This window comes from Gimesia sp. (assembly GCF_048260065.1).
In the GTDB taxonomy this organism is placed as follows: domain Bacteria; phylum Planctomycetota; class Planctomycetia; order Planctomycetales; family Planctomycetaceae; genus Gimesia.
The window spans coordinates 150,287-170,929 of sequence record NZ_JBLXHC010000003.1; the positions used below are offsets into that span (position 1 = coordinate 150,287).

Here is a 20,643-nt window from a genome sequence, read left to right on the forward strand (position 1 = left end):
CGGTTCCTGTCTCAATCTTGCCACCGTGAAGACTTCCCGGAGCCCCCACATGATCTAACGAACAGAACTTTTACTCAACATATAGTAAGTAGTCTGATCCGTAAAATCTATCAACAATTCTGGCACATTAAGACAATTTTAACTCAATACTGTCGTGCAGGATCCTGACGATAAAACATGCGCAACGTTTCATAGAGATCGAGAGAATATTCCTGCATGAGTCGTGGCTGTTCAAAAAAATGTTCGGAACAGACGGCAAAGAATTCCGCAGGATTGGTCGAACCATACGGATCGATGAATGTTTCCTGTCCATGCTGTACCTGTGAAACCAGCCTCTGATATTCTCTGGTCATCACTTCATTCCAGCGCCGATATTCTTCGGGATCACTCAAGAGCGGCGTTCCATTAAATTGCCGGTCAATCGCATCGTAATAATGGGCGAATTCATGGATCACGACGTTCCGCCCGTCATCGGGAATCTGCCCCCCTTCCCGAATACTCTCCCATGACAATACGATGGGCCCCTGCCCCCAGGATTCCCCCAGACGGAAGGAGGTCCCTTCCGTCAATACGCCAATTGAGTTGAGCATTTCTTCACGTGCCACATACGTATCCGGATAGACCAGCACCGTCTGCAGACGGTCAAAGCAGTCAGTCGCAAACCCCAAAGTCAGCAGACAGGCCTGCCCGGCGATCGTCAATTTGACTTCTTCCGTAATTTCAAAACCGTTGCAACCTTCCCAGTATTTTTCTTTGACGAAGATCTGCACACGCTGATACAGCAGTGTCCGTTGCGCCTCGGTCAAACGGGACAGCTGAGAGACATTCTGATTCAGAATCGCTGCCCAGTGGTCTGGCATCGGCGCAGCCAGTATCTTCTTGCGTCTGCGGTTCCTCCACCAGGTAAATAACATGGATCTTAATCCTCGTTCATGAATCTGAAATCGTATGCTTGACGTTCGTTGATGAATTCAGGAGCATTATAGTATCAGTGAACTCAAAGCATAGTCCACGAACTTTTTTCTGATGCATCTAATACGATCGAAAGCAGTCATGAAATATCTCGCCCGATTCACACTCATTGCCGTATCACTCTGTTTCCTGAAACCCGATCTGACAACAGCTGCTGCTGCACCTGAAAAGCCTAACATTGTCTTCATCCTGGCGGACGACCTCGGCTATGGTGATCTGGGCTGTTACGGACAGAAAAAAATCAAAACGCCCCGCATTGATCAGATGGCAGCTGAAGGCATGAAATTCAGTCAGATGTATGCGGGCTGTACTGTCTGTGCCCCTTCTCGCTGCGTGCTGATGACGGGCCTGCACATGGGCCATTGCCGCGTCAGAGGTAATACGCGTGTGAAAGAAAATCAATCACTCAAACCCGAAGATGTGACGGTTGCCGAAATCCTGAAACAGGCAGGTTACCAAACCGCATTGACGGGAAAATGGGGTGTAGGTGAAGAAGGCACTCAGGGGCTGCCCAACCTGCAGGGTTTCGATTATTTTTATGGCTACCTGAACCAGCATAATGCCCACAACTATTATCCCGGTTTCCTCTGGAAGAACGGTAAAAAAGTTTCACTGAATAATATCGTCGATCCAGCCACGATCAATTCTGACGGGCTGGGAGGGGTGGCGACAAAAAAAGTCGACTACTCACATGATCTGGTCATGCAGGAGGCGCTCGACTTTATTGACCGGAGTGCCAGAGATCCGTTTTTCCTGTATGTCGCACTCACCATCCCGCACGCCAACAATGAAGCAGGACGTAAAGTAGGTGACGGACAGGAAGTTCCCGATTACGGCATCTATGAAAACACCGACTGGAAGAAACAGAACAAAGGCCAGGCCGCCATGGTGACCCGCATGGATACCGGCGTCGGACAGATTCTGGATAAACTCAAAGCTTTAAATATTGATAAAAAAACGCTGGTCATTTTCAGTTCGGATAATGGACACCACCGCGAAGGAGGTAACGATCCTGAATTCTTTGATGCGAACGGTCCTCTCAGAGGCATGAAACGTGATCTGTATGAAGGTGGCATCCGCGTCCCCTTCATTGCATACTGGCCCGGTACAACTCCTGCCGATTCGGTTTCGAACCACATCGGCTATTTCGGTGACCTGATGGCGACTGCGGCAGACCTGGCAGATGTCCCCTGCCCTCCCGGGCTGGACAGTGTCAGCATCGCTCCCACGCTCACGGGGCATCCTGAACAGCAGAAGCAGCACGACTTCCTGTATTGGGAATTCTACGAACAGGGGAGCAAGCAGGCAGTTCGGGCAGGAAAATGGAAAGCCGTCCGGATGCCCATGCTGACCGGCAAAACGGAGCTGTATAATCTTGACAATGACCTGGGTGAAAGCAAAAACATAGCAGATCAACATCCGGAGCTGGTCAAACAGCTGGAGACCATGATGCAGCAGGCTCACTCGGATGATCCACTCTGGCAACCCGGAGGAAAGGCTCCTAAAAAACAACCCGCGCCCGGTGATGGAAAACCACGGTTTTAACCATTTGTTTCCTGTCATCCAGATTGCTCCAGAAACAGACTGAATTCTCAGTCTGTTTTTTTTACTGATATGGTTTTAATTCCAGATAGATCTCAATTCTACTGTTTTTTAATTCGTACCTGTTACTTCGACGACGTAATACATTCAGTAGAAACAGAGCGGCACGAATCAGTTCCGGATTAGAAACCAATATCTTTTAAGGAGACAGAAAGATGTGTTACACCATTGATCAGGTGGAAGAACCAGAACAGCGCTCAAATTCAAAAGGAACTGCTTCAAACTGACTTTAAAATACCTGGTGATTTTAAAGTAATTGAGCAGGCAGGAATTCTTTCGGTGCACTGCCAGGCAGCAGCATCAGGGAAAGATGAAGTTGCTGACATTCACGGTTGCGGTCCGATTGGTATTGCAATCGTAATACGCAACAGATGAAGCAGACACGTTAAAGAAAGTGACGCCAAACAGAGAGCTGCAATAGCCTTGCACTGGTACGGTAGCCTGTGCTAAGACAGCAGGATAGCCCCCAGCTGCACCACCTGCAAAAGTTGCCTCTGAAGTATTGCCTGCTGGAACATTCACAAACACAGCTGAAGCAGTTGAAGTCTGATTGGTAATCGTATTGCGGAAAGTAATCTCTGCTGTAACCCCAAATTCTCCCCACGAGTCTCCAACATTACCTTGAGGGGGAGAATATCCGGGTGGTTTTAAATTATTGGTAGAAACTCCAAAGTTTAAAAAATCAGTCTCAGTGAAGGAATTTCCGTCAAAATTGATTCTTACCGTTTGATATTGGTTAGCCGCTAACAGATTCTCAAATGTAAAACAAATGTCACCATTTCCATTGGGGCAATCCCAGTCGGGAACTCCAGAATTCGTGGGATTAACGTCCAAACCATTGAAAGGAGGGTAAGGAAGCGCTCCCCCAGGCGTTAATACCTGTGGGGGATTCGCAGCATCAAAGTATGCGAATGCATTAGCGGGGCCACCAGTCTTGGTTGGAAGAGTAAATGCAACTGATTCAATAGCTAGATTTGTTCCCGCATCAAAGCTCAAGAGGATCGAATTTGGGTCTACACTACCGCCATTACTAATATCTGTAATCCTGATTGTAACGTCACCGGCTGCACAACTGACGTCTGCATTTCCATTGAATGTAACAGGGTCCGTTGTCGTATCGATTGCACCAAATACAAAATTTCCGTTATTCGAGGCATTCGCGTTGGGATTACCAGCGCCCACAGTGCCTAAATTGGTTTGTGGTGTGTATACATCACCCAGAATGGGATTAGAAACGGTGTAAGCGACGCCAACGTTTCTAGGGATATCAGTCGGACCAACTCCGCTGACGCCCCAGTCTCTTGCAGCAGCCAGTGCTGCGGAGTCCATCGCATTGTTGATCTCCACCTGTGCCTGCCACAGAGTAGAAACTTCCAGCACAACACAGAAAAACACCATCAGAAATGAGCCCCATAGAATTAACCACAGGATCGCAATACCGCGACGGTTCTCCTGAAATTTATTATTCGAATGAATTCGCATCATAAGTCTGAAATCAGTCTAATCAAATTACATCAAAAACTGTTTAGCAATTTGTGGCAATCAGAGTTCGTAGAGATAGGTTGTCGACTCTTCCACAACGAAATCTGCCACGGAAAACCCGAAGGTTGACAGAAAGTCGGGAATGTTATCCCCCAGTCGTACACAGACCGTAGTGCGAACGGATTCATCTACAGACGAACCTGGGACCTGGGGTAATACGGTTGCAGGAGGATCACAGTTACAGTTCATTGCCGCCGGATCGGGATCGGCAATTGTCAATTCGACTCCTCCATTATCCACGTTGTGCTCTAAAATGACGCGACAGCTCCCCTGTGGTAACCCTCCCACCCGTAATACACTGTCGATCGTTGATTTGAGGGAACCAGTATTTATAGTATTGATACTGGCAGCAGATGTTTCTGAAGCAATTTTGGCAGCATAGCGGCTGGCATAGGCGGTCTGTTCGATCGCGACATAAATCAGAGAAATCTGCACGACCGCCAGCATAATGATCAGAAACGCGGGCAATGTCAGGATTAATTCCAGTACAACTACCCCCGCGCGGGTTGCGATCGTTCCCTTAACCTGTTGCCTGTTTATCTGCACAGTCAGATCCCATTTTCTGTTGCGAGTCAAATCTTGTATGAATTTCAGCAAACTATTTGCTGCAATACTAGTTTGGCAAGCAATTTGCGTTCCCTAGATTCCGGTCACCTGAGTTACGGCCATAAACTGCAGAGATTCAGGCTGACATCTGTAATTCCAGCTCTGTTGATTTACTGAAAATCTCAAATTCAGTAAATCAGTCCCGGGCAACGATAACCTTACTTAGCATGTGTGAAGCAAATGTCTCCATTTGTTAACACATGCATAATCCAAAGTACGTAATATGCAAATAAGCCGGTCACAGTCCTTGTCGAACTGCAGGTACAGACGGTTTACCAGCAAAGCTGGAAACGGGGGGCGTTCGGGTTCAGTACTCCTGGAATTCATCCTGGCCTTCCCCATCATTCTGATCGTTTCCCTGGCAGTGATTCAATTCGGTTTTTTTGCGCTGCTGCAACAGACAGTCACAATCGCCACGATTGAAGGCTCACGCAAAGCAGCTCAAGTAGGCTCAACCACCAATTCTGTGGGGAACTTAATTCAACAGTACGTTGCCCTTAACTCTTTGGATTTGCAGGTTGTCTCTCCGGCTACGTCGAATACAGGAAACGTTTTAGTCACCATTGAAACGGGCCCTGTTCCCGTTACCACAGTCACGATTGGCAACAGCGATATCCCCTGTACGCCAGTCGGTCCCGCGCCTGGTACAGGGGAAGTGAAGGTCACAGTCTGTACGAATTTAACCGATTCGAACGGTACTTCCCCCATTCCCAACCTCTTATCTACATTTGGTTTCACGCTTTCGGGAAAACAGCTTGAAATCAGCGCTATGACCGGATTAGAGTAACAGCTGTCTGGTTATCTCTTTCACACTTCATTGAGTTCTCGACTGATCTCGGCATTCAGTCGGAACGGCAAGTTTCCCTGCACATGAACGAAATTGCGACAGGAATTTTCATCTGGCTGCTGAAGATACTGGGCGCGTATCTCGGAATACTGATCGTACTGACCCTCGTTCTTTCCCGCTGGAAAAAAAAGTCAGCCCAGGAAACCGAAGAGATCGCCGACCAGAAAAAGCAGCAGAAAAAACGCTGAACTTCAGGAACTTCTCTACTGAGCAAATAGCAGTGGAATCGGTTTCTGTGTTTGGTTACTGGTTTGTGCAGGTTGAGGCCAGCGACCGGTGGCATTACCAGCCGGTCTGCCCCGCATCACATTATTGAGAAATGTCTTCAGAGAACCGTCCAGGAGCGGATTCGATTTGATATCCACGATCGGACTGGAAGTCGTTCCCCGCAACTCAACCCGGATCCAGCCACTGGTGGCGTGTCCGATCAACTGGGTGATCGCCGGCAGAGGCAACTGGCGACGGGTGAGCTGAGAAAACAGATCGACTTTTAACCGGCCGTCAAAATGCGCTTCTCCCGCCTGTCCATACAGACTGATGGCGTTGCCTTTGAGCTCGATATACTTCAGATGAAAGGTTTCGTTGGAAACCGTAAAATCGCAGAAAGCAGAATCAAAGGCGGTTTTATCGGGCTGTGCCAGACGTACAACTTTGAAAATCTGGGCAATGGGTGGTAATTCATAAATGGCAGCAGGACTGATCTGTAACTGCCCCTGTCCTTTCAGATCGGACTTACTCGAACCACGTCCCCAGAGCTGAATCCAGCCATTCATGACTCCACGCAACTGGGACTGCCCGGGCATATACCGTGCTGCATACTCTTCCAGCAACCCGCGGTTCAATTCGATCTGCATATTGTAAGTAGGGATCGCCGTCAGTTCAATATCCCCCATACAGGTCAGCACACCGCGGATGGCCTTGGCGGTAATCGGCTGCATGGAATTCAGCTGAGGCAGACTGACCGACTGGAACTGTTCACGCTGGATCTGCCTTGAACCGACGGTTAATTTTTGATCATGAATTTCAAATGGTCCTTTGATTTCAGTCAGATGGTAATCCAGAATCACCGCCGAATCTAAATCCAGATTTCCCTTCAAATGGAGATGACTTCCATCCCAGGTCCCTTCTGAATGAACCTTACCGTAAACTTTAGTAATATCCACGCCGGTCGTCAGCGTATTCTCAGCGAGATACGAATTCATGTCCCAGTAGGCGGTGATGGCTGTTCCCGGCTGTTGCGAGCCTCGAAATTCGATCTTGCCGTTCGCAGAAATCGGCCGCTGGATATTGAGCGTATTCAACGCCGACGCCATCGCTTCTGGCAGTGCTTTCTGAAAGGCGCGATCCGTGGAGAGATCATCAATGGTCATATTGTCCAGTTGAACCCACCAGTCTCCCCGCGCAGTGACTCCGGCGAATGCCTGCGCAATGCGGATTTTTGTCTCATCATGATTCCCGGCGATCCCTGACATGCGAACTTCGTTGACCCCGGTTTCCGGGTTGACCCGATAACTCCCATGCGCTTCCAGATTATCCAGAGGGTAAGGAAAGCCTTTCAGGCTCATGCTGCCATCATACCAGTCTACGCGAGGAATACTGACCTGCACCGGCTTGCCACGCTCCCAGACGATATGCGTATCCAGGCCGAGCTTTCCGGTAGGAGAGAATTCTTTCCAGAGTTCCTGCAACGAATCAGGTAATGCCAGTTTGAGACTGGAATCGCAGGACGCATTTTCAGCTGAGACTTTCAAATCCAGTTTTCCATCATTGGCAAAACGGGCATAAGAACCATCAGCTGTCAGAATTGCGCTCCCATGCATGCCTTTCAGTTGTTCAAACCGGGTCACTCCCGTTTTACTGAAATACGAGACACGCCCTTTGAGATCACTGATTCGATAGGGAAAATCCTGAAACTGTAATGATCCATGATTCATTTCTGCCAGGAAGTTCAAATGAATCGGCTGATTTAACAATGGTTCCCGTGTGAGCCTGAGAGTGGCATCGGCAGTCCCCTGCAGATCAATCTGATCCAGTACATTTCTGACAGCTTCCGGAGAGGCAGCCCGCAGTGCCGCATCAATCGTCACCTGTTTGACCTGGACCCAGACCTCGATCTCTGAAGCAGGTCCCGGATGCCTGACGTGGCCTTTTGCTACGACGCGTCTCTGACCGGCTGTCCCGTCAAATTCCAGTTCCAGTTTATCTCCCTCCGTTTGTTTCATCTGACCTTTAATATGCGAAACACGATAAGGGAAATGTACCGGAATCACTTCAGCATCATAGGTCGAAACGTTAAGGTTCTGAATCTGCCACTTGCCGGTGCCGGGATGATTTAAATCGACTTCCAGATCAACATTGCCGCTGGGGCGCAACGTATCGAAAGTGCGGGCCAGGCCGCCGGACAACCGGCTCCGCAGACGTTCATCGACGGGCAGTTTTCGCGCGTGAAAGGAAAAAGCACTCCTATATTTAAGAGGTCCGTGCACGACCGCATACTCAGAAAAGCGATGCGTGCCTTCCAGTTCAAAACTGGTTTCTCCATTGAAGGCCTGTAAATTCTGAATTTCCAGTTTCTGATTATTCACCAGAACTTTTCCGGCAATGTTACGCAGGGGAAAAGGTAATATGGGATGCTTCAGTTTACCTTCACGTAAATGTGTCAGCACCTGAAACTGGGGTGACTCGTTCTGACTGCTGCGCGCGAGACTGAATTGAATATCCATCTGGGCACTCACTCCCAGATCATACATCCCGGTCACAGGATCGGGATTCAATTGTAGAGACGGCAAGGCTGTTTTTAACTGCGCTATCAGTTCCGGGGAAATTCCCGTTGCCATTCGCACCAGATTCGGTCCGAACTCCAGTTGACTCCATGAGCCTGTGATCGACCCCAGTTTGGAATTGATATCCCAATACCCCGAGATCTCCAGTTTGCCGGCCTGGGGAATCGATGTGTGTCCTTCGATTTCATAGCGGCTGGTTCCGGAAGGGATCAGGCGTAGATCCAGATTCTGAAACGTCATTGCCGTGGGAATCCCCTGGGCTCCCCGTTCAAATCTCAAAGACAGACTGCCCCGCTCAATCACCAGCTCAGGCAACGGATTATCACTTTTGACCGGCTCAGGCAGTCCTTCCCAGTTCCAGGTCCCGTCTGCCATACGGACCAGCACGAGTTGAGGACGATTCAGCACGACTTTCTGGACATCGATGATCTGGTGCCGCGCGATCTTTTCCTGGTTCAAGGTCACAACGACCTCGGGTAAGTCAATGATCGTATCAGGATGATTCACCACGTTCACCCGGCAGCCTTCAATCCGCACACGACGCCGAAAATCAAACTGGGCCCGATCCATGTCGAGCATCAGTCCTGGAACATGGTTTGTAATCTTATCCAGGATGGCCGCTTTCAACATTTCATCACTGTGCATCCACCAATAATACCCGTAGCCTCCGCCGGTAAGGACCAGCGAAATCAGGATTAATAGACACCATTGAAAAGTTTTACGAACAACCATAGTTTTACTTAACCGATTGAGCTCTCACTCAGATCTCGGATGGATTTCTTTCTTTTGTAACCGGGAAACATACAACTGGCAGAGACCAACGGCTGACAGAATGTACAAACTGTATTCCGCCGGAAGTCGATACCGCAGCGAACTGACAAACACCAGATGAATCAGTGAAAAATAGAGGATCGGTCCTGCCGTTATCAGCAACAACAGACATTGATCACGGGAAACCCAGGCACCATATACGGCAAACAGCATCACGGGAACAAACACTACCGAAACCGCCAGCATCATCCACCACGACTGAAACTGGGCCGCATTGGGCCACGGCTTCCAGTATCGCAGCAGCTTCGCAACCATTAACTGCAATACATGCCCTGGATGCTGCTTCGCATATGCGACAGCCCGTTGTGTGTAGTGTTGATTCATTTCGTATTCGCTCATGGAATCCAACACATGTTCCTGATCAAAAAAAGTCATATCACTGTCACCGGTTGCCCGTGGATTCAAACCATCGTACAGGCTCGGCCCCGCCCAGAGCGTGGTCGGAATAATATGTCCTGTTACCTGATAGTTTCTTACAACCCAGGGCAACAGCATCAAAGTAAATCCTGTCAGCAGTACCAGTGCTCTCTGCACCGCTGCCTTGCGATGCCCCTTCGCGCTGAAAATATAAATCGCAATAACCAGGGGAACGACCAGCAGCCAGCTGGGCCTCACGTAATAAGCCAGAGCCAGCGATACTCCTGCCAGCAGTGACCAGACCATTCCCCGGTTCCGATCTGTTTGCTCCCATTTGATTTTTGATAATTTGACAAGCACCCATAATGAAATCAGCATCGCGAGTGCAAATACGGTCTCACTTAAAATCAATACACTGAAGCCCGCCATCACCGGAGAGACCGCTGTCAGCCCTGCTGCCAGCACTCCCACCGTTTCATTCACCAGTTCCGTTCCCAGTAAATAAACGACAAAACAGGTCACCACTCCCAGCAAAGCCAGCACCAGTCGCACCCGCGCATGCGATTCACCGACCACTGACATTGCTCCCGCCAGAACCAGCGGAAAACCGGGCATTCGCAGTACACGTCTTGGTGGCGTGTAAATTGAATAGGGTTCCCCCTGTTTGATCGTCTGAGCCAGCTTCCAGTAACCCTCCGCATCTCCTTCAATCACATAGGTTCGTCCAGGCTGGCGCTCCAGTTGGCGCTGCACGTACACCGCCACGCCGCACCTGAGAAGTGCAGATATCAATAAAACCAACAATAATAAATACTTAAGCCGTTTAGTCTGCGGCATATTTTTCCCTGCCACTTTTGAAATGTGGGAATAGTACGACTACTCGACTATCAGGGTCAATTCCAATATAGCTGCCCCTGATTCGCAGGTATAAATCATCTCCGATTTGAGGTCGGTATTTCCCAAATAGTCAACATCGCTACTGAACAAACTACGTAATAACAGGAATCGATAAATCGGAAGTTGTCTCATCCAATCCACCCATCTTGACACAAAATCGATGATGGGTTAGTCTTCCGCTCCTCATCTCTCAAGACGCATCACCTCCAAACTCATCTCACTCTTTTCACGAAGCCCCCTTTTTAGGCTGAGGGAAACTATGCGCTATTTCAAATTTTCCATTCTCTCTGGTATTGCCCTGTTCGCAGTCGCCATGTTTTTTCTTTCCCGTACGATCGATGGCTTTCTGGGTGCCAGAAACAACTCAGAACAGGTCGCGATTGAATCTGAGCTGGAATTATCATTATCAGAACCTGGCGAGTTTCCCGATTTAAACCTGGACTTCCCGGCGGGAGCGTCTGAGAGCTCAGAAAAAACAGAAGCAGACTCTGATGCTGCCATCAGCCAGACATCTGGCAAATTGACAGCACCCAAAGCGCCGGGACAGATTTCAGGAAAGTCAAAAGCGCGACTGTTAACCGCGAGCTCAAATCAGACAGGGGCAGTCCCCGAACTGAATCTTCTCTTAGTCGCTCAAACCACCAGAGAACAACGCACGACATTACTGGAAGAACTCATTCGCCTGGATGCAGATCTGGTACGTCAAGTGACAATCGCCGCCGGAATTCAGCAGGAACAGCCAGCCAACGGGCGTCAGATGGTACAGCAGATTTCGCATTCCGGCGGCACGACAAGACAGACTATTTCAGCGGGATACGCACGCAGTCAAAATCCAGCCTTACGAGATCCATTCCTGGTAGAACAGCAACAGCCAACTCAAATTGTGGCTTCCTATCGTGGAATCACGGTTAAGTTACCTGGAACTGCCCTGCAAAATGGTCGACTGCATCAGAAGATTAAAGTCGTCCCCGCCAATTCCAATACACTGATGCCTGCCACTGTTTTAAGCCAGAATCTGGTTGCCCTCGATCTGCCCCCACAACTTTCTCAAGCCACCAGCAGTCAGTCAGTGACGGCAGTCAAACTGTCTGAACTCGGGGAATTCCAGCCGGCGGAAATCGTAAAGCTGACAGGTGCGGGCCTGGTGATCGGCTTGAATGGGACAGGTGACCGAAATATCTCCGCAGAAGCAATCCGGGCACTCAAGTCTTCCATGCAGGCCATGAACATTGATCAGCGAAATATTAAAACACCCATTCAGACTGGGAATCTGGCCAATGTTTCAATCGTTGTCTACATCCCCAACCAGGGAGTGGCCCGTGGAAAACAGTTGGAATGTTTCATTACCGCTGCCAGCCCGAACGTCGATCTGACCGGCGGATACCTGCTGCCAACAACGCTGAATATTTCCGGTTCCCAAAACTCAAAAGCGGACGCGATGGCAATGGGCTCCATTCAGACCGATCAGAGCAAACAGAAATCCCAGGCCATGATTGCCAGAGGCGCGCAACTCCTGACCGATGTCAATCCCCGCCTGGTTTCTGGTCAGGGGATCCCCCATCTCAAATTCTTTCTGAATGCGGATGCACATGCACCACAAATCAGCACACTCATCACGCGCCAGATCAATCAGTTTCTCCAGGCGGAAAAACATCTGAATTCCAAAGCCATGCTCCAGTCATCCAGCCTGATCATGATCTCACTTCCGCATAATGACCCGCTGCAGGCACATCACCTCGCGACACAATTACTTGCACTCTCCCTCCCTTTGCAGACATCCGCTCCTTCAGCACAACAACCACAAGTCATCATCGAAAGCAGGACTGGCAAACTTGAAACCAGAGGCAATGTTCTGTTGCAACCTGCATTCGTGAACCAGCAGGATCTGGTCCTGGAAATTGGAGCTTCAACCCAAAACGCTGCTCCAAACGGTGCAGATTTAGTTGCCCTGTTGCAGCACCTGCAGATTCCCCAACAGACTCAAATTCAACTCCTGCTGCAACTTCAACAACAGGGTAAAATCAATGCCCCACTGCTCAGGCAGTAAGCCCCCTTGTTGTTGCCTGGAGTATCTGGGAAACTATGGGACTGCCTGAGTCATTGTAGTCCCGTTACTCATTGAGCTGATCCTTCCATGTTTTCCGAACTGACAGGTTTGCAACTGCTTTACCTCGCACAGCGACTCGTTCCCGTGATTCTGCTGGGACTGTTCTGGAGTTGGGAAAGCTGGGCGGCCTTTAAACCGTATGACAGACAGATCCGCTACCGGCATGCTTTTCATAATCTGCTGCTGGCAGTTCTGAATGTTCTGTTCCTCGGACTGTTGTTCGGTACGGCTGTGGAATTCATGTCTCAATGGTCCCGGGAACACAACTGGGGACTGCTGCATCAACTACCACTGGGAGTCACCGGGAAAACAATTCTGGCTGTGATCATCCTGGATGCGTGGATGTACTGCTGGCACTGGCTGAATCATCGCGTCCCCTTCTTCTGGAGATTTCACAGGATGCATCACAGCGATCCCCACATGGATGTCTCCACTGCCACACGATTCCATTGGGGGGAACTGACCTTCTCCACCCTGTTTCGACTGCTGCTTATCCCGCTACTCGGTTTACAGAGCTGGCAGCTCATCCTGTACGGGATGCTGGTTTTTCTATCCACACAGTTTCATCACGCCAATATCTCAATCGGCAAAGCAGATCACGTATTGCGCTGGCTGTTTGTCACTCCTGACATGCATAAAATCCACCATTCACGCCTGCATCAGGAATTTAATTCCAATTATTCAACGGTCTTTTCCTGCTGGGATCGCCTGGCACGGACGTATCAGATGCGATCTCACCTGGAAACCATTGATTTCGGGCTGCCTGAATTTGATGATCCTGGCAGACAGACAGTGCTGGGCATGTGGAAAACTCCGTTTTGTGCCCCGGCTCCTCGACCGAACCCGCAGTACCGGAAAAGACCTCCCGAATAACCTGTCCGGACTGCTTTTGCAGACGAAAACGATGCTGTTGCCGCTACTTGAAGGGGGAATCTGAATTATATGTCTTGGCAAAGCTGCTTCACCGGGGTATACTTTGCTGAGTGCCTGAGTATTTTATATCAATTTCAGGACGATCTGGTTGGAACAAGCGAGTAACGTTATCTCTGGAATGAATACGTTTTCCGACCTGAAAGGGTGTTTTGCAGAGCTGGATCCTCATGTGGCCCTTTCTACTTGTGCAGCTGGTTTGCTGCACATCCCTGCTCACTGCCAACGGTTGTGTTGACCGCTGACTGAAGCATCCGCGTCGTTGTGGACGCATTGAATTCTGTGATTTTCTTGTTTATCCAGAGTTCCCACAGAAGCGACGTTTGCTTTTGGTCAAGCTGGTCCCACCTGCTTTACCCAAGTGAAATCCTGAAGCGTCAGGTGAACGATTCTCCTGATCTCGTGCACTTTCCAGTGTACTGTTGCAACCAGACGGAACCGATGAAACTCACCCGAAAGTGAATCAGCGCCCTCCGCTCTGTCTCTGAAAACGAATCGAATTACAAACAATATCAGTCTTGTCCTCTGTGTCGATTCACAGAATTGATCCTGCATGATCAAGCCGGAGTTCGGCAGACAGGACCCGTAAAAACATTAAGGCAAAACATTGAATACGTTTCAAGAACTCAAATTAATCGCACCAGTCCAAAAAGCGCTGGTCGAAGAAAACTACAAAATCCCCACCCCCATCCAGGCACAGACCATTCCCGCCGCATTGGAGGGAAGGGATGTTCTGGGTTGTGCCCAGACCGGGACCGGTAAAACGGCCGCTCTGGCTTTACCGATTTTACATCAACTGGGGAAAAACAGTCGAAAATCAATACCACACCACCCGCTGGCCCTGGTGCTGGCGCCGACACGCGAACTCGCCATTCAGATTGGTGACAGCTTCGACGCGTATGGCAGACATCTCAAACTGCGACAGGTTCTGATTTACGGCGGTGTCGGTCAAGGCAATCAAGTGAAAGCCTTAAAACGGGGAGCTCATATTCTGGTCGCGACTCCAGGACGTCTGCTCGACCTGATGAACCAGGGACACATTAAGCTGAATCACCTGGAAGTCTTTGTACTTGATGAAGCAGACCGCATGCTCGACATGGGATTTCTCCCCGACCTCAAGCGGATCATCAGCCAGTTACCGACGCAGCGACAGTCATTATTCTTTTCAGCCACACTGGCACCAAAGATCACAGAACTCGCACAAAGTCTGTTAACCAGACCCGTCACAGTGAATGTGACTCCCAAAACAACCAGCGTCAAAAAAATTCAGCAGCAGCTCATGTATGTGGAACGCAACCTGAAACAGCCTCTCCTGCAGAAAATCCTGGGCGGGGATGAAGTCGAACGGGCACTGGTTTTCACAAAAACAAAACGCACCGCCAACACACTCTCACAACGCCTGGTACGCAGTGGATTCAAAGCCACCGCGATTCACGGTAATAAGTCACAGGGAGCACGTCAGCAGGCACTGGAAGCATTCCGACGCAAACAGGTTCAGGTGCTGGTTGCCACTGATGTCGCAGCACGGGGTATTGACATTGATGGCATCACGCATGTCATTAACTTCGACCTCCCCGTTGAACCCGAAGCCTACGTGCACCGCATTGGTCGTACAGGACGTGCCGGAGCGGAAGGCATTGCCATTTCATTCTGCAGCCAGAGTGAACGCAAGGAATTACGCTCGATTGAAAAGCTGATTGGCCAGAAAGTCCCTGTCTCTAAAGAGCATTCACAGGCAGGTCTCAAAGCAGACAAGCCCGAACCGGAACCGAGTAGAGGCAGACAGGCGGCCAGTGTCAGAAGCCAGGCGGCCAATGGTGCGCGGCCTCCGCGGCGCAGAAACCGTCGTGCGGCGGAAGCGGCTACTGAAGCCAATCGAGCGAAGTCTGGTTCGAAAAAGCCGAAGTGGCGACACATCAAAGCACGCTCTCAACAAACCAGTTAGTTTGAAAACGATTTTCAACAGCCGCATTCAATCACATGACTGTGGCTGTTGAATCAGAACCTTTCATTCTATTTCAGTCGGGTTAATCCGCCGGGAGATGCTACAGTCAACCTGGTCACAGCCTAAAACCTTGATCTTTTTCAGGAGAGATATTATCGCTAAAAACCAGAATACTTTTGCCAAACGTCAGCGCGAAGCAGATAAGAAAGCAAAAGCCGAGGCTAAGCGAGTCCGTCGCAACAATATTAAACAGGGAATCGAAGTTCGTCCCCCCTATCAGCAGGATCGGGAACCAGGCATCCATAACGAACCAGAGGACGAATCGTCCCCGTAAGCTGGAATCAATAAAAGAAAAGACCGTAAATCAGTTTGACTTACGGTCTTTTCTGTTTGTCTTCAGATGCACTCGCATGGAGTGACGTCGTTAGAGTGAATTAGACTGTGTCCAGTTTTACTGTAGCGTCTCCAGGTCCATTGGGACCGAGTATATTAGATTGACAGACGCTATGGTTAAATATGATGCGTACTAGAATTCACCCAGTACCTGACCATCCTGTTTATCACCCAGATGCTGGAAGGTTGGACGATCAATGTTGGATGAAATAAAACGGACTGCTCCGTCAGCCAGTAATGCATGCACGCCTCCCACGTGATAACTGCGGGCATAATTATATTTCGTACCGGTATTCACCACACAGGGAGCATTAGGCCATGTCGTTGATTTACAGGCATAGTTCTGATCGGGTACGGGGGTATTTGGAACTTCCCGCGTTGAGAAAGTCATCTCGCCATGAGCGCCGCCGATTCCATAACAACCGGGACACCCCCAATAAGTCGTTGTAGCGGCATTACCACGGATGATGATTTCCGAAACCATGATTGTGTTGGATGAACCATCCTTCAGATCTCGAATTTTGGTTTTAGAGTTCTCAGAAAAGATACCGTTCAGGTTTGCACCAGTTGTAACCGCGACGTTGCCAGCGGATCCGATATAACTGCCCTGTGAGCGGCCTGCAGAATCTGCATTTCCGGGTGTCGAAGGATCGGAAGGGCAGAGATAAACGGGAACAACTGCTTTATAAATGGTTGGATCAGTTACCAGATGCACATGTGTCGCTGAATTGGCCGAATATTTATTGTATAAGGGTGCCTGATCGACAAAAGGTAAAATCTGATGAGCCCAGGTATCACGCCAGAGATGTGTCCCATAAGGTGAAGAAGAATTGTAATTCCCGGGCTGAACTTCCATATGACCGTAAGGCAATGTTGCGTGGGTATCATGATAGTTATGCAGCGCGATGCCGATCTGCTTCAGATTATTTTTACAGGTGGAACGTCGTGCGGCTTCTCGAGCCTGTTGCACTGCGGGCAAAAGTAGAGCAATCAGGATTGCGATAATGGCAATTACAACTAACAACTCAATGAGCGTAAAACCTCGCTTGTGAGATGCGAACATTAGAACTCCTCTTACTTGATAAGAAATAATTGAGAAACTGCAGGAGGGAATTAGTCAGAGCAGGTAACTCTGCCAGGCAGGATGTTTCAGGAAAACAATGGCAGGGGTAGGCACTTCTGATTACTTACTTATCCTAAGTATCGAGCAGATCTGGCCCTCTGACAATATGCAACATTCGCGGAATCAGGATGTTTCATAATTCTTTTGTACACATTCCGTCGTCATAATTGACTGAAATGCAGAGTTTGAATCATGTTTTTGAGCGAGATGCTTCCGTCGCACGTAAACAACAGTCAACCGGGCAGACGTCGTGGCTTGCCCCCATATTTCCCAGCGCGGGACGCTCTTCCGTACCACTGATCCGCTCTTCGATCAGCTCTCTGATCATCGTGATAAACCGGGGATGCACGCCTACTGTCTTCGCGCGCACCATGTTGATTCCCAGTTCCTGACTCACATCCTTTGCTTCGGTATCAAGATCAAACAATACTTCCATGTGATCGGAAACAAAGCCAATCGGAACAATCACAAGATCTTTGACCTCTCCTTTCGCTCCCAGTTCTCTGATAAAATCACAGATATCCGGTTCCAGCCAGGGCTGATGAGGCGGACCGCTGCGACTCTGATAGACCAGATGCCAGGGATGAGTTCCCAGCCGTTCACTCACCAGGCGGGCTGATTCCTGGAGTTGAACCTCATATCGGCAGCCGGCTGCCATCACAAGGGGAATACTATGCGCCGAGTAGAGAATTGTGGCCTGTCCCCGTCGCTCCTCCGGGATCTGGTCCAGCGCTTCCTGCGTTCGGGAAACCGTGGCTTCAATAAATCCCGGGTGATTGAAGAAGACACGTAGTTTATCAACGTCGGGTGCCCCTGCTCCTACTTCCTCCCGGGCACGTTGAATGTCTTCCCGATACTGTCGGCAGCCGGAATAAGAACTGAATGTCGAAGTAAAAAAGGCCAATGCCCGTTTGATCCCATCGGCTTTCATCTGGGAGAGAGTGTCAACCAGCAGGGGATCCCAGTTACGGTTTCCCCAATAGATGGGGAGTTGCGGGCCATGCTCTGCCAGTTCCTGTTCCAGAGCCCGGATCAGAGCCCGATTCTGTTCATTAATCGGACTGACTCCCCCGAAATGCTGATAATGCTCGGCAACTTCCAGCATCCGTTCGCGAGGCACATTCTTGCCACGCAAAACATTTTCCAGGAAGGGAATCACATCGTCAGGACCTTCCGGCCCCCCAAACGAAACGACGATAATGGCATCATACGTATTACTCATCAACGACTTTACTTTCCTGCCCTGTTCTCCAGGCGACCGTTTACATCGATTTTGAAAAACTGAACACTAATCCGAACCAGTGAGTGTAGCTTTCATATCATTTTGTAGCCCTTGACTGCAAAAATACCACTCCAAACAAAAAAATATTTTCCGATCTCACGATTTACATTGATGTGCCACAGAAAATGAACTCCCGTTCTCAAAACTGGTTTCACACTGTCCTTCAAGTCGCCCATTGCCTAGAATACCCTCGGCGTTCTTCGAACACTGAACTTTAGCTGGCATACACAATGAGGGATAAAAGTGTCATGACGATTTCACAATTACCACTTCTGCTTTTCATTGGTTTATCGTTCACCGCACTCTTCACTATCATCAGCGGTTGTGAGAAATCCATTTCCATGGAAGACCGCCCGGTCGCTATTGCCGACGAGCAGCCTCAATCACAGGTTACTCCGGTTGCACAGGAAAATGACGTCCTGGAAGTGGTCACGCTGGGCTCAGGTTGTTTCTGGTGTACTGAAGCCGTCTTTCGTGAGCTGAAAGGGGTCAAATCAGCGGTTTCGGGATACTCAGGCGGCAAACTCGATAACCCAACCTACAAAGCCGTCTGTAGCGGTACGACAGGGCATGCTGAAGTCATTCAGGTCACGTTTGATCCACAGCAGATCGCCTTCACCGACATCCTCAAAGCCTTCTGGGAAACACACGATCCGACCACGTTAAATCGCCAGGGAGCTGATGTGGGAACGCAGTACCGTTCTGCGATTTTTTATCACAATGAAAAGCAGAAAGAAGAAGCCACCGCCTATAAAAAACAGCTGGATGAATCAGGCCAGTTCAAAAGCCCCATTGTGACGGAAATCACTGAGTTCGATAAATTCTATCCTGCTGAAAATTATCACCAGGACTACTTCAAACTCAATCCGGAAAACCAGTACTGTCAGTATGTCATCCGTCCCAAGCTGGAAAAATTCCGCAGCAAATTTGCTGGCAAACTGAAGTCTGCAGAACCTGATAATAAATGAGATTTGATTCCGCGATTGCAGAGTTCTTTACTGTAAAACAGTTTTCATCCAGCCGTTCGCTTGAGCTACCGAAGCATTAACGCCAGGTTGCTGAGAATTTCGAATAATCGGTGACTGTTCCCTGATCCGTCGACTCATTAGCAAACCGGTCGCGATACCAGTCAGCAAACTGGTGACTGAGTTGCATCAGTTTGGCGGTGACGGAAGTCGCAGAATAATGCACGTAGCGGTAACTGTTTTCGACAGACGTGTACCAGTTCTTTTTCGCAGCAAGTGACCCGGGACCGATATCCAGAATGCGATCGCCGCGCTGCATACTGTCGCGAATCATTCGTCCCATCAGTACACAACCGGCACCTTTGATGGAAACACGGGGATCAAAGCCCATCCGCAGCGAGTAAACGAGTCCTTCATGGACATAGTTATAATTGAACGCAGCCGGGCGACCTGCCACGTATAACATATTCAAATCGACGGTGCCTGCCTGGGCAGCCCGTTCATGTGCATCACGGAAAAACGGTGCGACGCTCGCATGCGACAACGTCGTTCCCGTAGTTGATCTCCCCTGCCAGCTCTGACGGGCAATCTCTTCACACTGATCGTATAAATCCCAGCGCGGATCCCCCTCGCCATTCTCTGCTCCAGCAGGCCGATATCTGAGATATTTCACTTTTCCTTCCTGCTGAACCCGTTTTTCAGAACACAGGTACGTCTTGCGTGCTCTGGATGAACGGGAGCGTAGATACTGATCCCAGTCCTGTTTCAGATCAACGTAGGCAGTCTGGCACCACAGAAGCGTTTCAAATGAAATTTTCTCTGAGTGAAGTGCCTGTTCTGTTTCCCCACCATCGAATCCGGCACTGTCCACACAGCGCAGGTCGATCAGGTCCCAGTCGCGCCGGGAATGCAGGATATAATTGAAAGCCGCACAGAGCGTCGTTTTCTGACTGGCGGAGACCGGACCATAAAAACTGCCCCAGTCATCGAAAGGGAAAGTTAAAATCCGACACAGACCATATTTTGATTTAATACGACGCACGCAGAGAGGAACAATTCCTGTGACCTCTCCCCTGTCGACTACGATCAACACTCTCAATTTCTGATCTGCTGCAAAATGCTTCCAGTAAACCTGCAACCATTCCAGCGACCGGAAAAAAGATCCCCCCGGAGTGACTTTGAGTAACCGCTGCCAGTCCGCCTGATAGTCAGCAAGGGCTTCAATCTCGTTCAACTCAATCACGTCTGACATCAGTTTTATGTTCCTGCTACGCCGTTCCGTTCAAAATCGACTCGACATGAAACTTGACAGCTGCAGCAAAACGGAATCCGGTCATCGAGATTCCCATCCTGATCGCAGACTGAATTTCATATGCTGCTGAAACTTAGCTTGCGTACACCGGGATTTGAGATGTTTCTCTGCAAGGATATTGTTTGCAAGCGAAATCTATCTGGTGATGT

16 protein-coding genes are annotated in these 20,643 nt (G+C 49.5%); 8 read left to right on the top strand and 8 right to left on the bottom strand.

What is annotated here, in order from left to right:
• Nucleotides 1–143: 143 nt before the first annotated feature.
• The gene (locus ACN0YN_RS06780) at nucleotides 144–914 is read right to left on the bottom strand and encodes a zinc-dependent peptidase (protein ID WP_417384244.1); all 771 of its coding nucleotides are present in this window, start codon (nucleotides 912–914) and stop codon (nucleotides 144–146) included.
• A gap of 139 nt (nucleotides 915–1,053) precedes the next feature.
• Here ACN0YN_RS06780 and ACN0YN_RS06785 point away from each other — a divergent pair, with 139 nt between their 5' ends.
• Complete coding sequence (locus tag ACN0YN_RS06785; RefSeq protein ID WP_417384245.1) at nucleotides 1,054–2,517, top strand: arylsulfatase; 1,464 nt, start codon at nucleotides 1,054–1,056, stop codon at nucleotides 2,515–2,517.
• Nucleotides 2,518–2,874: 357 nt separating this feature from the next.
• Here ACN0YN_RS06785 and ACN0YN_RS06790 read toward each other — a convergent pair whose 3' ends face one another.
• Together ACN0YN_RS06790 and ACN0YN_RS06795 are read right to left on the bottom strand one after the other, a co-directional pair.
• Nucleotides 2,875–4,059 (bottom strand): pilus assembly protein TadG-related protein, encoded by a 1,185-nt coding sequence (locus ACN0YN_RS06790; RefSeq protein WP_417384246.1) that lies wholly within the window; start codon nucleotides 4,057–4,059, stop codon nucleotides 2,875–2,877.
• A gap of 57 nt (nucleotides 4,060–4,116) precedes the next feature.
• Complete coding sequence (locus ACN0YN_RS06795) at nucleotides 4,117–4,662, bottom strand: TadE/TadG family type IV pilus assembly protein (RefSeq protein WP_417384247.1); 546 nt, start codon at nucleotides 4,660–4,662, stop codon at nucleotides 4,117–4,119.
• 307 nt (nucleotides 4,663–4,969) lie between these two features.
• On the opposite strand from ACN0YN_RS06795, the gene ACN0YN_RS06800 reads away from it, so the two are divergent.
• Nucleotides 4,970–5,509, top strand: coding sequence for a TadE/TadG family type IV pilus assembly protein (locus ACN0YN_RS06800; RefSeq protein ID WP_417384248.1), 540 nt, complete (start codon nucleotides 4,970–4,972; stop codon nucleotides 5,507–5,509).
• Nucleotides 5,510–5,592: 83 nt separating this feature from the next.
• The gene (locus ACN0YN_RS06805; protein WP_417384249.1) at nucleotides 5,593–5,757 is read left to right on the top strand and encodes a hypothetical protein; all 165 of its coding nucleotides are present in this window, start codon (nucleotides 5,593–5,595) and stop codon (nucleotides 5,755–5,757) included.
• 15 nt (nucleotides 5,758–5,772) lie between these two features.
• On the opposite strand, the gene ACN0YN_RS06810 is transcribed toward ACN0YN_RS06805, so the two are convergent.
• Nucleotides 5,773–9,084 carry a hypothetical protein gene (locus ACN0YN_RS06810; RefSeq protein ID WP_417384250.1) on the bottom strand — a complete coding sequence of 1,104 codons (3,312 nt, stop codon included), beginning with the start codon at nucleotides 9,082–9,084 and terminating at the stop codon, nucleotides 5,773–5,775.
• A gap of 24 nt (nucleotides 9,085–9,108) precedes the next feature.
• On the bottom strand, nucleotides 9,109–10,299 hold the full coding sequence (locus ACN0YN_RS06815; protein ID WP_417384251.1) for an ArnT family glycosyltransferase: 1,191 nt from the start codon (nucleotides 10,297–10,299) through the stop codon (nucleotides 9,109–9,111).
• Nucleotides 10,300–10,696: 397 nt separating this feature from the next.
• Here ACN0YN_RS06815 and ACN0YN_RS06820 point away from each other — a divergent pair, with 397 nt between their 5' ends.
• The 4 genes from ACN0YN_RS06820 (at nucleotide 10,697) to ACN0YN_RS06835 (ending at nucleotide 15,753) form a co-directional block, all read left to right on the top strand.
• The gene (locus ACN0YN_RS06820) at nucleotides 10,697–12,484 is read left to right on the top strand and encodes a flagellar basal body P-ring protein FlgI (RefSeq protein ID WP_417384252.1); all 1,788 of its coding nucleotides are present in this window, start codon (nucleotides 10,697–10,699) and stop codon (nucleotides 12,482–12,484) included.
• Between the two features lie 87 nt (nucleotides 12,485–12,571).
• Nucleotides 12,572–13,417: a sterol desaturase family protein gene (locus tag ACN0YN_RS06825; protein WP_417384253.1), complete on the top strand. Its 846-nt coding sequence runs from the start codon at nucleotides 12,572–12,574 to the stop codon at nucleotides 13,415–13,417.
• A gap of 664 nt (nucleotides 13,418–14,081) precedes the next feature.
• Nucleotides 14,082–15,419 carry a DEAD/DEAH box helicase gene (locus tag ACN0YN_RS06830; protein WP_417384254.1) on the top strand — a complete coding sequence of 446 codons (1,338 nt, stop codon included), beginning with the start codon at nucleotides 14,082–14,084 and terminating at the stop codon, nucleotides 15,417–15,419.
• Between the two features lie 97 nt (nucleotides 15,420–15,516).
• A complete protein-coding gene (locus tag ACN0YN_RS06835) occupies nucleotides 15,517–15,753 on the top strand; it encodes a hypothetical protein (protein ID WP_417384255.1) in 237 nt (78 codons plus the stop codon).
• 192 nt (nucleotides 15,754–15,945) lie between these two features.
• On the opposite strand, the gene ACN0YN_RS06840 is transcribed toward ACN0YN_RS06835, so the two are convergent.
• A complete protein-coding gene (locus tag ACN0YN_RS06840) occupies nucleotides 15,946–16,875 on the bottom strand; it encodes a DUF1559 domain-containing protein (RefSeq protein ID WP_417384256.1) in 930 nt (309 codons plus the stop codon).
• A 250-nt stretch (nucleotides 16,876–17,125) separates the two neighbouring features.
• Nucleotides 17,126–18,157, bottom strand: coding sequence for a ferrochelatase (locus ACN0YN_RS06845; protein WP_417384257.1), 1,032 nt, complete (start codon nucleotides 18,155–18,157; stop codon nucleotides 17,126–17,128).
• Nucleotides 18,158–18,465: 308 nt separating this feature from the next.
• Between ACN0YN_RS06845 and msrA the strand changes: the two genes are divergently transcribed.
• Nucleotides 18,466–19,185, top strand: a complete 720-nt coding sequence (gene msrA, locus ACN0YN_RS06850) for a peptide-methionine (S)-S-oxide reductase MsrA (protein ID WP_417384258.1) — start codon at nucleotides 18,466–18,468, stop codon at nucleotides 19,183–19,185.
• Nucleotides 19,186–19,261: 76 nt separating this feature from the next.
• On the opposite strand, the gene ACN0YN_RS06855 is transcribed toward msrA, so the two are convergent.
• A complete protein-coding gene (locus ACN0YN_RS06855; RefSeq protein ID WP_417384259.1) occupies nucleotides 19,262–20,434 on the bottom strand; it encodes a GNAT family N-acetyltransferase in 1,173 nt (390 codons plus the stop codon).
• Between the last annotated feature and the right edge of the window lie 209 nt (nucleotides 20,435–20,643).

Excerpts from the sequence above, each read along its gene's own strand:
- ACN0YN_RS06840 (WP_417384256.1), bottom strand. The coding sequence starts at position 16,875 with ATGTTCGCATCTCACAAGCGAGGTTTTACGCTCATTGAGTTGTTAGTT.
- msrA (WP_417384258.1), top strand. The coding sequence starts at position 18,466 with ATGACGATTTCACAATTACCACTTCTGCTTTTCATTGGTTTATCGTTC.
- ACN0YN_RS06810 (WP_417384250.1), bottom strand. The coding sequence starts at position 9,084 with ATGGTTGTTCGTAAAACTTTTCAATGGTGTCTATTAATCCTGATTTCG.
- ACN0YN_RS06820 (WP_417384252.1), top strand. The coding sequence starts at position 10,697 with ATGCGCTATTTCAAATTTTCCATTCTCTCTGGTATTGCCCTGTTCGCA.
- ACN0YN_RS06785 (WP_417384245.1), top strand. The coding sequence starts at position 1,054 with ATGAAATATCTCGCCCGATTCACACTCATTGCCGTATCACTCTGTTTC.
- ACN0YN_RS06845 (WP_417384257.1), bottom strand. The coding sequence starts at position 18,157 with ATGAGTAATACGTATGATGCCATTATCGTCGTTTCGTTTGGGGGGCCG.
- ACN0YN_RS06835 (WP_417384255.1), top strand. The coding sequence starts at position 15,517 with ATGCTACAGTCAACCTGGTCACAGCCTAAAACCTTGATCTTTTTCAGG.
- ACN0YN_RS06805 (WP_417384249.1), top strand. The coding sequence starts at position 5,593 with ATGAACGAAATTGCGACAGGAATTTTCATCTGGCTGCTGAAGATACTG.
- ACN0YN_RS06780 (WP_417384244.1), bottom strand. The coding sequence starts at position 914 with ATGTTATTTACCTGGTGGAGGAACCGCAGACGCAAGAAGATACTGGCT.
- ACN0YN_RS06825 (WP_417384253.1), top strand. The coding sequence starts at position 12,572 with ATGTTTTCCGAACTGACAGGTTTGCAACTGCTTTACCTCGCACAGCGA.
- ACN0YN_RS06790 (WP_417384246.1), bottom strand. The coding sequence starts at position 4,059 with ATGATGCGAATTCATTCGAATAATAAATTTCAGGAGAACCGTCGCGGT.
- ACN0YN_RS06855 (WP_417384259.1), bottom strand. The coding sequence starts at position 20,434 with ATGTCAGACGTGATTGAGTTGAACGAGATTGAAGCCCTTGCTGACTAT.